10 protein-coding genes are annotated in these 10,358 nt (G+C 57.0%); 5 read left to right on the top strand and 5 right to left on the bottom strand.

Annotated elements, in window-relative coordinates:
* The first annotated feature begins 111 nt into the window (after nucleotides 1-111).
* The 3 genes from PVA01S_RS22620 to PVA01S_RS22610 all read left to right on the top strand — a co-directional run bounded on the left by PVA01S_RS22620 (nucleotide 112) and on the right by PVA01S_RS22610 (nucleotide 4,303).
* Nucleotides 112-1,989 (top strand): MHYT domain-containing protein, encoded by a 1,878-nt coding sequence (locus PVA01S_RS22620; protein WP_127609751.1) that lies wholly within the window; start codon nucleotides 112-114, stop codon nucleotides 1,987-1,989.
* Nucleotides 1,990-2,162: 173 nt separating this feature from the next.
* Nucleotides 2,163-3,401 (top strand): MFS transporter, encoded by a 1,239-nt coding sequence (locus PVA01S_RS22615; RefSeq protein WP_054798055.1) that lies wholly within the window; start codon nucleotides 2,163-2,165, stop codon nucleotides 3,399-3,401.
* An 8-nt stretch (nucleotides 3,402-3,409) separates the two neighbouring features.
* Entirely contained in the window at nucleotides 3,410-4,303 is an 894-nt protein-coding gene (locus tag PVA01S_RS22610; protein ID WP_127609749.1) for a metal-dependent hydrolase, read from the top strand.
* Between the two features lie 91 nt (nucleotides 4,304-4,394).
* Here the strand turns inward: PVA01S_RS22610 and PVA01S_RS22605 are convergent, their stop codons facing one another.
* The 4 genes from PVA01S_RS22605 to PVA01S_RS22595 all read right to left on the bottom strand — a co-directional run bounded on the left by PVA01S_RS22605 (nucleotide 4,395) and on the right by PVA01S_RS22595 (nucleotide 8,311).
* The gene (locus PVA01S_RS22605; protein WP_230876286.1) at nucleotides 4,395-5,846 is read right to left on the bottom strand and encodes a CAP-associated domain-containing protein; all 1,452 of its coding nucleotides are present in this window, start codon (nucleotides 5,844-5,846) and stop codon (nucleotides 4,395-4,397) included.
* A gap of 167 nt (nucleotides 5,847-6,013) precedes the next feature.
* Nucleotides 6,014-6,148: a hypothetical protein gene (locus tag PVA01S_RS27550; RefSeq protein ID WP_258313521.1), complete on the bottom strand. Its 135-nt coding sequence runs from the start codon at nucleotides 6,146-6,148 to the stop codon at nucleotides 6,014-6,016.
* Nucleotides 6,149-6,264: 116 nt separating this feature from the next.
* Nucleotides 6,265-6,882, bottom strand: coding sequence for an MFS transporter (locus PVA01S_RS22600; protein WP_244933023.1), 618 nt, complete (start codon nucleotides 6,880-6,882; stop codon nucleotides 6,265-6,267).
* The gene (locus PVA01S_RS22595) at nucleotides 6,851-8,311 is read right to left on the bottom strand and encodes an FAD-binding oxidoreductase (protein WP_127609747.1); all 1,461 of its coding nucleotides are present in this window, start codon (nucleotides 8,309-8,311) and stop codon (nucleotides 6,851-6,853) included. The genes PVA01S_RS22600 and PVA01S_RS22595 overlap by 32 nt, the downstream gene beginning before the upstream one ends.
* Before the next feature lie 119 nt (nucleotides 8,312-8,430).
* Here PVA01S_RS22595 and PVA01S_RS22590 point away from each other — a divergent pair, with 119 nt between their 5' ends.
* Nucleotides 8,431-8,826, top strand: coding sequence for a hypothetical protein (locus tag PVA01S_RS22590; protein ID WP_054798057.1), 396 nt, complete (start codon nucleotides 8,431-8,433; stop codon nucleotides 8,824-8,826).
* An 83-nt stretch (nucleotides 8,827-8,909) separates the two neighbouring features.
* On the opposite strand, the gene PVA01S_RS22585 is transcribed toward PVA01S_RS22590, so the two are convergent.
* Nucleotides 8,910-9,518: a DUF1989 domain-containing protein gene (locus tag PVA01S_RS22585; RefSeq protein WP_127609745.1), complete on the bottom strand. Its 609-nt coding sequence runs from the start codon at nucleotides 9,516-9,518 to the stop codon at nucleotides 8,910-8,912.
* Nucleotides 9,519-9,672: 154 nt separating this feature from the next.
* Between PVA01S_RS22585 and PVA01S_RS22580 the strand changes: the two genes are divergently transcribed.
* Nucleotides 9,673-10,269: a spore coat protein gene (locus tag PVA01S_RS22580; protein ID WP_054798059.1), complete on the top strand. Its 597-nt coding sequence runs from the start codon at nucleotides 9,673-9,675 to the stop codon at nucleotides 10,267-10,269.
* The last annotated feature ends 89 nt before the right edge of the window (nucleotides 10,270-10,358 follow it).

Raw genomic sequence — 10,358 nt, 5'->3', positions numbered from 1 at the left:
TTAATAGCTTTTATAGGTTTACGTGGGAAAAGAAGGAATTTATAATCATACGTTAGAATTACTATATAGAGAGGACTTTATGTCATACAGCCTACTTAATTGAGGTGAAGTATGGAATACCTGCACGGAACTTACAGTTTACCTCTTGTGCTGCTCTCTGTATCGATTGCTTTCTTTTCTTCTTATTGTGCGCTGTATGTAAACGAACGCTTACTCACGATGAAAGGCAGATCCAGGGCGGTTGGGATGGGGCTCGGTGCGGTGGCCGCGGGGCTCGGCATCTGGTCGATGCATTTCGTCGGCATGCTGGCGTACCGTCTGCCCGTTGAAGTACACTATGATACGACGTACTTGATCTTGTCGATGCTGCTGCCGGTCGCGGGGGTGTGGGCGGCGCTGTGGGTCATGGCGCGAAGCGCCGTTTCCGGTTTGCAATCGCTGGCCGGCGGGCTGTTTACGGGGCTGGCTATCGCCGGGATGCACTATACGGGCATGGCGGCGCTTCGGCTGCCCGCGGTGCTGTCTTACGAACCGTACCTGGTTGCGTTGTCCTTCCTCCTTGCGTTTGCGCTGTCGTTCGCCGCAATTCGGCTTTCGCTCCTGCATCGGCGAAAGCGCAGCCCATCCTCGCCTTGGAGGAAAGCCGGGGCAGCCGTCGTGTTCGGAACGGCGATCGTGGGCGTGCATAACCTCGGTATGCTGGCAGCTCAATTCAAAGCGCAGGGCCAAGTCGATGTCGTTCATCGCGCCGTTCGTATTGATGAGATGCTGCTCGCCTCATGGCTCGGCGCCGCCGCGCTGCTGATCGTCGCGATCGTTGCCGTCAGCCAGCATATGGACGGGCGCTTCGCGCTCCGGGTTGCCCACTTGAACAAGCAAAGATACGATTCGATCTTCGAGCACAATCCCGACATGGTCTGTATGTTCGACCTGAACGGTCGGCTGCTGCGTACGAATCCGGCGGCGGAGCGGGTCACGGGTTACGAATCCGGCGCCTACCTGGGCAGGCCGTTCACCCAATTTTTAAGCCGCCGCGACAGCCTTAAGATTCGTTCCTGCTTCGCAAGAGCGCTGCAGGGAACGCCGCAAACCGTCGAATGTACAATCCGTCATCGTTCCGGGCAAGAGATTATTCTGAGCACGACGATTGTGCCGATGATTGCGGACGGGAAGATCGCTGACATTTATACGATTTCCAAAGACATTACCGAGCAGAAACGTACGGAGAAGCAGCTGCTGCAAGCCAAGCTGGAGGCGGAACGGGTGGCGCGGATCAAGAGCGAGTTTTTGGCCTTCATGAGCCACGAGATTCGCAACCCGCTCAACGGCGTGATCGGCATGAGCGAACTGCTGCAGGAAACGGCGCTCTCCGCTGAGCAGCGGGAATATGTGAAGATCATCGCCAAGAGCGGCATGGGGCTGCTCACCGTCATCCAGAACATTCTCGATTTCACCAAGATGGAATCCGGCAAAATGACATTGAATCAAGCCCCCTTTAGCCTGCAGGTTACGCTAGAGGAGACGCTGCAGCTGTTCCTGCGGCAATGCCAGCAGCAGGAGCTGGATGTACGTTGGCAGCTGGATCAGGCGCTCCCCGCTTTGGTGGTCGGCGATGAAGGGCGGCTGAAGCAGGTGCTGCTCAACCTGATCGGCAATGCCGTTAAATTTACCGAAAAAGGCGGGATCGACATTCACATTCGCCAGAAAAAACGCGAGGGGGATCGGTTACAGCTTGAATTCACGGTTCGGGATACCGGCATCGGAATCGCCGAAACGAATTTGCCGCATTTGTTCCAGCCCTTCTATCAGACGGAAAATACGGCGAGGAAGCATGGGGGGACCGGGCTTGGCCTGGCGATATCAAGGCGGCTCGTCGAATTGATGGGCGGGACCATCGCCGTGGAGTCGAAGATAGGCGAAGGGACGAAGGTCATATTCACCATCCAGGCGCGCGTTTATGAAGATCGGACTGCAGTTGTCCCCTTATAAAGCCAGGCGCTTTCGCTCGCGGCTTGCAAGCTTCGGATTTCGATCCGGAGCTTGTTTCCGGTTGCAAGGAAATATCCGAATTTCCTGAAAACGTAAGAAACCTTTTGGCCGTGGCCGTCGTATTATAGTTGGTTGGGCACATTATAGCTAGTAAGGTTTGGAGGATGAAACAGATGGCTGCCAAAGCGGCGGGGATGGACGGGTTGTTTCGCAACCGGTTCGTGCAGGTGATTTTGTTGTCCGGTTTGCTGTTGCAGATCGGGATTTGGGTACGGAACTTCGCTATTCTTTTGTTTGTGGTCGATCAAACGAACGGGGATTCGTTGGCCGTTTCTTTAATTTCGGTGGCGGAGTTTGCGCCTATTTTTATTTTCTCCTTCATCGGCGGGACATTTGCGGATCGCTGGAAGCCGAAGCGGACGATGATTTGGTGCGATATCTTAAGCGCGCTTTCGATCTTCGTCGTTCTGTTGACGATGTCGGTTGGCTCGTGGAAAGCGGTTTTCTTCGCCACGCTCGTCTCCGCGATTCTGTCGCAGTTTTCTCAGCCCTCCGGTATGCGTCTGTTTAAGCTGCATGTCCCGGAGGACAAAATTCAAGCGGGGATGTCGCTGTATCAGACGATGTTTGCGCTGTTTATGATTTTGGGGCCGATTCTCGGCACATTCGTTTATCAGGAGTACGGCATTCGAGTGGCGATCGGCATTATGGGCATTGCGTTCCTGCTTTCTGCGGCGGTTTTGTTATTTCTGCCGAAAGATCCGGAGACGGAGCTTGACAGCGGCCTGAAGACGTCGCTGTGGGATGAGATGGGTGCGGGCTTTCGTTACGTGCTGTCCCGTAAGCTGCTCACGACGCTCGGCGCCTGTTTTGTGACGGCTGGTCTGGCGCTCGGCCTGATTCAGCCGCTCGGCGTATTTCTTATCACCGAGCAGCTCGGCTTGGATAAAGAGAACCTGAAGTGGCTGATGACGGCCAACGGGGTAGCGATGATTGTCGGCGGAGCCATCGCCATGGGCATGTCGAAGAAAATGTCGCCCCAATGGATGCTCGCCGTCGGTATGGCCGTCAGCGCGATAAGCCTGGCGATTACCGGCTTCTCCACGATGTTCTGGTTGACCCTTGCCGCCCAGTTTCTCGGAGGACTGGTGCTGCCGGCGATTCAGATCGGAATTAATACGGTCATTCTGCAAAATACCGATTCGGCTTTCGTCGGTCGGGTGAACGGCATTCTCAGCCCGATGTTCATGGGCGCTATGGTCGTGACGATGAGCATGTCCGGCGTCCTGAAAGAGGTTTTCTCGCTGATCGCTATGTACGAAGCGGCGGCCGTCTTGTTTGCGGCCGGCATTCTGGTGCTGACGCCGATTCTGAAGCAGCCTGCTTCAGCGGCTGTAGGGCAGAAGGTGTAGCCTGAGCGATGGATACGATCACACATACGTTATTCGGGTTAACGTTGTACGGCGCCGTTAACAAAACGGGGATGACGCGCAAAGAGAAGCAGGCGCTGCTGTTTACGACCGTAGCCGGGTCCCAGATTCCCGATATCGACGTCATCTCCTCGTGGTGGGACACGGCGGGCCGTTATCAGATGTGGCACCGGGGCTTGACGCATTCCGTCTTTCTCGTTCCGGTGTGGGCGGCTGTGCTGGCCGTGCTGGGCCGATGGATCTGGAAAACGCGCGGCTGGTTTTGGCTGCTGATCGGCGCCCTGGCTGTGTTCATCCACGATACGAGCGATTTGTTCAATGCTTGGGGCACCGGCTATTTGGAGCCGTTCTCGGCGGAACGCGTTACGTTCGGCACGATTCCGATCGTGGATCTGACGTTTTGGGCGCTGATGCTCGGCGGCTGGCTGGTGGTTCGTTACCGGCGCCGGCGGCGACAAGGAGCCGGCGGCCCCGCACACCGCGTGTACCGCTTCGTCTGGCTGCTGATGGTGCTGCATGTGGCTTTGCAGTCGGCGCAGGGGTATATGCTGTACCAGCAAGCGTCTGAGCGTTACGAACAGGTGGCGCTGTCGGCCGATTTTATTCCCGGCGTCTTCACCGTCATCGGGAAGTCGGGGGCGACCGTCGATTTGGCCCGCGGCACATGGTGGACAGGCGTGACGACGCAAACGCAGCTTCATTCGCAAGAAACGGCCGATCTGACACAGCTTTTCGAGACGAATCCGAAGGCGAAGACGCTGCAGGAGTGGTCGCCCTTCGTCGTCGTCGTGGACGACGAGAAGCGGCTCGGCGTGTACGATCCGCGCTTCTATCGGAACGGACAGTCGTTTCTGTTCGAATTTATGGAGAAGAGCGGGCTATAGGTAACACAATGCGATGTCAACATAAGGGGGCCCGTCGCCGCCCCCAAAAAAGCGCCCTCCTTTGGAGCGGCGCTTTTTGGGCGTGACCGGATTACGGCGTGAAGAAATTTTGCGTATAGTAAATGTTCATCGGACCGCCGAACGCGACGCCGACGCCCAGCCTCTTGATATCGCTAAGCAAGTTTTTGCGGTGGCCCTCGGAGTTCATCCAGCCGTGGTGGGCGAAGATGGCGCTCGTCTGACCGGCGGCGATATTCTCGGCGGCGGCACGGTAGGCGATGCCGTCGTTCTCCATCCGATCGAACGGGCTCAATCCGCTGCGGTTCGTATGATCGAAGTAGCCGCGGTCGGCCATATCCTGGCTGTGCTTGCGGGCGGTGGCGGAGGCGGCGTCCGACCAGACGAACGCGTCATACCCGAGCTTGGCCCGAGCCGCATTGGCCAGATCGAACGATTGACGCTCGAACGCCTGCACGAGCGCAGCGCTCTTCCCGGCGTAGAAGGCGGCCATAGCCTGCTCGGTCGCCTGGCCGATCACCTGCACGCCGGTCACGATGTCGTTGCGGTGGACGTCATAGAAGAACGTGACGTAAGCGCCGTCGATGTCGTAGGTATCGTATTCGCCCTTGGCGTTATTCAGCATGAAGCGCGTGTTGCCTTTCAAAATATAGGTGAGCGGGCTGCCGTATTGCTTGTGCACCGTACTTTGGGCAGCGCCGTCTTGAATGCCCAGATCGGTGTGCCAGTTATCGGAAGGGGAGTACAAGGCGACGACCTTCCCACCGGCGATACCAACCTGAATGTAATTGCTGTAGTCCTGGTTATACACATACCAGGTGAAGCCGTACTCCGAAGCGTCTTGGCGGGCGGGCTGCCCAAGCTTTGCCGTCACTTGCCCCGCCGTATCGCCAATCGCGATTCCGCGCACGGATACGGATGCCTCGCGCGCTTCATCCTTTACGGCGGATGCCTGAGCCGCCTTCAGCTCCGTTACTTTCGATCTCAGGTTCATGATGAACTGGACGGCTTCGGCACGGGATAACGGTTCCGCCGCGCGGTAGCCTTCGACAGTAGCCGCTGTCTTGCCTTGCGAGAGGCCGGCGTCGAGCAAATATTGGACGGACGCGTTCAAGTCGAGCGTCCCCTGCTGGGTAGAAGCGATCAAGCGGGCGACATACCCGCGGTTATACCGGTTGCGGTCGGGATTATTCAATAAGGACCAGTGCCGGCTGGCGGCAAAGACATAGTAAGGCTCGTACCAGGCTTGCCCGATTTCGGCCGATCCGATCGGGGAAGGATAGGCGCGCAGCAGCATCGCGAGAAATTCCGGCTCGGACACGATGTTATCGGGACGGAATGTGCCGTCTTCGTAGCCGTCGACGATCCCTTGACCGGCGGCCCATTCGATCGCCAGCGCCCCCCAATGACGGTTCGTATCTTTAAATCCTTGAGCGGCCGAAACGGTTGCCAGGGAAGCTGCGGGAACGGTGAAGGCCAGCGTCATCAATGCGACCAGCCCCATTTTTATGCATCGTAGTATCAAGGCGGTTACTCCTTTTTTGCCAGACATTGCATGCCTGTCTTATCCTTTAACTATAGTAGCCGTGCGGCGGTATGTCCATGTTAATCGCATCCAGAAAGGCTGCCCGGCAGCAAAAAAACCGTCCCGAAGGGACGGTTTTGCGGCGCGTAAGGCGGAAAAAAGAAGGTTTATTTACGTCTCGGCTCGCAGGCGTTCGCATCGCGGGATACGGTATCCTCCGCCAGCTTGTCGCCGAATTGGTCCAAACGGCTCGGGCTGCTCGCCGGGCCATTGTTTTTCGGTTTGCTGTTTCTTCCGGACATGGTTGATCACCTCCGAGGTTAGCGTGTGCCTGCGGACTTCACTTTATACCGGATAGACCGGCATCTATTCGGTTCAAGTCGGCATCGGCAGCGGACCCGCGTGCGCCTGCGGAGGGCTAACGAGGCTCACGCATTCGAAGCAGCAGCAGGCCGCTGACGAACATCCACAGCGAGCCGATGTAGAAGATAAGATCGATCGTGAACAGATCGATCAGGAAGCCGCCCGCGATCACCGCAAGCCCCGAGAACAGGCCGACATAGCCGTGGTACCGGCCGATCGTCCGGCCCCGGCTTCCGCGGCCTTCTTGCTGGCCCGCGCGGTCGGTGAGGTCGGCGATAAGCGCCTTTTCCCCGGTTTTCTGCATGGCGCCGAACAGGCCCATCAGCACCTGCAGCACGTACACCTGGCCAATCCACGTCACCAAGGGAAACAGCAGGAACAGCGCGGCCATCCCCCAGCCGCTCCACAGCAGCAGCGCCTTTCGCCCGCACCGGTCGGACCAGGCGCCGAGCCGGGTGTGCAGCAGGGAGGAGCAGATCGTGAACAGGCCATAGGCCAGCGCATATTCCGTAAAGCCGGCGCCGATCTCTTTAATGAAGATCAAGTAAAACGGGAAGACGAGGCCGCTCCCGAACAACGCCGCGCTTTGCGAAGCGATGAGCAGCCGCATCGGAGTCGGTGCAACCGCCTGCGCGTTCCCATTATCGTTTCGATTCGCTTCCACTCGGATCACCCGCATACCTTTCGTAAAATAAATTCATAAACAGCCCATTCGGGTCATATTTCCGCTTAACGGCGAGGAACGAATCCGCCTCCGGATACGCCCGCCTCATTTGCTCGGGGGTCGGATACAGCTGGTACGTCAAATAATACGTGCCGCCCTGCGCGAGCGCAGCCTCGACCAGCCGCTTGGTGGCGGCTTCGGCCTGGGCGACGCCGGCCGCCGACAGCTTCTGGTTGATCAGCAGCACGACGGCGAATCCTTCCTGCGCCGCATACGATAGGGCCGCCTCCTCGCTGCGCGGCATGTACCTGACAGTCGCATTCAGCAGATTGACCCGCTTCTCGCGGACGATGCGCCGCACGTCATCGATGAAAGCCGGGAAGCGCGCGCTAGGGATGAAATATTCCTGCAAAATGTCCGAGTCGCGCGAAGACGCATGCTCCAGAAACTCCACCTCCGGACGCATGGCATTGTTGCGCGACAGCAGCCCGCCTTCCTCGCTTCGGGTGTAGTACGCCTTCTGCACCGCCCAGCTGAACCGCTTGCCCCAGTCCCACTTGCGCGACAAGCCGAACAAGAACTTGTTGCGCTCGACGTTCCGCTCCTCGGACAGCTGGAGCAGCTCCGGCGTACGCTGCGCTTCCGTCCGGCTGTAGGTGGTCACATACATCTCCTCGAGCAGGCTGTCCGGCGAGACGGACAGCCTTGCAATCGCAAGCTCCTTCTCCGGCTTAGCCAGCACTTCACGGACGAACCAGCCCGGGAAGGACCGGTAATCGGTGAAGTCGGTGCGGACGCGGTAAATCGGGTTGTCGGTGACCCGCAGGTCGACGTCCAGGATGACGCCGAACAGACCGAAGCCGCCTATCGCGTGGCGGAACAGCTCGGCGTTCTCGCTGCGGCTGACGTTCCGGATCGCGCCGTCCGCGGTCAACAGGCGGAAGCTGTCCACGGTCTCGATGACCGGCCCGAACCGGACGTCGCGGCCGTGCACGTTGGAGCTGAGCGAACCGCCGACGGTAAAGATGTTGGACGACTGCATGACGCGGACGGACAAGTCGTACGGGTTCAAGTAGTTTTGTACGTCCGCCCACGTAGCGCCGCTCTGGACGCGTACGAGTCCGCGCTCGCGGTCGAGGCCGAGGATGCGGTTATACCCGTGCATGTCGAGGACAACCGCATGATCGTAGAACGTATGGCCGCCCTGACTGTGACGGGCTCCCGCTATCGACACGGGCAGACCGAGCCCGGCAGCCTCGCGGACAGCCTGCTGCAGGCTTGCCGTATCTCCTGCCGGCAGGATGCGCTGCACCTGGCGGGACTGCAGGCGGCTGACGTCCGTCATCAGCCGTTCGGGCTCGCGATTCCAGCTGACGTAAGCGGAGGCGGCGAATAGCAGCACATAAGCGGCGATAAACCCAACGTATCGTGTTTTCATAAATATAAGTTTACCATAGGGTGCTCATACGGCGAAATCGCTTCACGGCATGCGTAGTTTTGGACAAATTAGGGAAAAAGAGAGGAGAGGCCCTAATTTGGTCAAAGGAGCGATGTTGAATGAGCAAGCGGCTGCAAGCTTATTTTCAAACCGAAGATGAGGCTGAACACGTTCGAATTTTGCTTCAGGCGCACCGGGCGGATCAGATTGAAGTGGGAGCTGTAGGCGACACGCCGGGGCGGGATGTCCTGCTGATGCCATTATCGGCGACAGTCGGCTCGGGGAGCGTCGGAGTTGCCGGCTCGTCCGGGCTGTCGACAGGGCATCCCGGTGAAGGAGCGCCTGGGGCGTTCGTCGGCTTTCATGCGTTGGACGAGCCCGGACGCGACCGCGGCGGGGAGGACGACCGAGAGCTGCGGTATGTGCTGAGCGCCCATGTCGATGAAGCCGAATACGAGAAGGTGGCCGAGCTGGTCCGCCGCAACAGCGGTCACGTGCTGAAGCTTGAAAGGTAGACCGCTTCCGATGGAAAGCGGGAAGAACCTATCGTTATGGCATCCATAGGTTTTTTGGCATAAGCGGGAAGGCCCGACTTTGTTCACCGTTCCCCGATCTCCACGCGAATCGGGGTACAGTGATAACCGTTACAGTTGCTTTCCTCGCAAGGGCAGGCGGAAATAGCCGCAATGAGATCCATTTCTGCTCTTAGCATCATGTAATCGCCGGCCGCGGATAAAGGGGTTTTGACTTGAATACGACCTGAATCATCAATCACCGTATTCATGAACATGTTAAACGAGTAGTGCTGATCCGGCTGAGGGATGCCGAATTCGGCAAGCGCGGTATTTAAATTGTGATAGCAGCTTTCGTGTTCAGGTTTGTTATATAAAAACCCGTACATTTCCGGGCGGCATGCGGGATTGAGCAAATCATGCTTGCCGACGGTATCCTCCAGCACAGTAAGCATGGGCCTGTACATGTTGGAGTACAAAACATCGTGCGGTCGAACATTCATGGTGCGCAGCGCATCCATGGTGACGCCCGGATCCAGCCGTTCCTGTAGATGATTGGCATGATAGGCGACAAAATCTGCCACCTGCTGACCGTCTGCGTCAATCACCTTCACCGTCTGTCCCTTCTTGAGGGTAAAGCTGCGTCCTTGTTTTGCAGGAATCGTAAAATGATGGATGATCCGTTGTTGGGTCATAATACCTCCTGTTCATGAACTGCCCTATCAGTTTATCTAACCTCCTATCAACTTATTCAACAGACGGGGCATGCCAATTCCTGTTGCATAATTTGAATAAAAATGACCAACCGTAAAGGGGTATTCCACACATCCAAGGAGGTAATCAACCCGTATGCAAAACCCGTATTCACAACCAGGCGCAGCTCCGATGTCTTCCATGAATCATGGCGGCCATGAAATGTTTGATTCGCATGAAATTTTATCGAGCTTCATTAGTTTGCTGGACCAATATGTCATCTTTGAGCAGTTCATTCAAGACCAGGAGCTCAAGCGGATCCTGTATCATCAGCACCAATTCATTACCGACTTGTACAACATTACCGTAGAAGCCTTCGCCACAGGCAAGAAACCGTCACATCCCACACAGACTTATAACATGGATCAAAATAATCAAGTGATCTATGGCTTAGTGAAGACGGCGCCGAGAAAACCGATGATGTCGATCCGGGAAATCAGCGATCAAGGCATTTCCGCTTATATGCTGGGGCTTGTTAAATCTACGGCCTCCCTGCTTGCGATGGCCTCCCTGGAGATTACCAATCCGGTGCTTCGGCGTATGATGGCGGATAGCGTGCCTAATTTTATTGAAATGGGGTACGAGCTGTTCTTGTATCAAAATAAAAGACACTTTTATCAAGTTCCACAGCTGACTCAGCAGGATATGGCACAGTTGCAGCAAAGCTATGCCCCTTCGCCTTATCTCGTGTAACCTCATATCGTTGCTCCAGGCCAAAGAACCTTTCAAAGTAAGCTTTGAAGGGTTCTTTCGGTATTGGCGAGTCGCGAGTCATTAGAAAC

Source organism: Paenibacillus validus NBRC 15382 (assembly GCF_004000985.1).
In the GTDB taxonomy this organism is placed as follows: Bacteria; Bacillota; Bacilli; order Paenibacillales; family NBRC-103111; genus Paenibacillus_G; species Paenibacillus_G validus.
This window is presented reverse-complemented; position numbering and strand designations above follow the sequence as displayed.

Excerpts from the sequence above, each read along its gene's own strand:
- PVA01S_RS22620 (WP_127609751.1), top strand. The coding sequence starts at position 112 with ATGGAATACCTGCACGGAACTTACAGTTTACCTCTTGTGCTGCTCTCT.
- PVA01S_RS22615 (WP_054798055.1), top strand. The coding sequence starts at position 2,163 with ATGGCTGCCAAAGCGGCGGGGATGGACGGGTTGTTTCGCAACCGGTTC.
- PVA01S_RS22610 (WP_127609749.1), top strand. The coding sequence starts at position 3,410 with ATGGATACGATCACACATACGTTATTCGGGTTAACGTTGTACGGCGCC.
- PVA01S_RS27550 (WP_258313521.1), bottom strand. The coding sequence starts at position 6,148 with ATGTCCGGAAGAAACAGCAAACCGAAAAACAATGGCCCGGCGAGCAGC.
- PVA01S_RS22595 (WP_127609747.1), bottom strand. The coding sequence starts at position 8,311 with ATGAAAACACGATACGTTGGGTTTATCGCCGCTTATGTGCTGCTATTC.
- PVA01S_RS22590 (WP_054798057.1), top strand. The coding sequence starts at position 8,431 with ATGAGCAAGCGGCTGCAAGCTTATTTTCAAACCGAAGATGAGGCTGAA.
- PVA01S_RS22585 (WP_127609745.1), bottom strand. The coding sequence starts at position 9,518 with ATGACCCAACAACGGATCATCCATCATTTTACGATTCCTGCAAAACAA.
- PVA01S_RS22580 (WP_054798059.1), top strand. The coding sequence starts at position 9,673 with ATGCAAAACCCGTATTCACAACCAGGCGCAGCTCCGATGTCTTCCATG.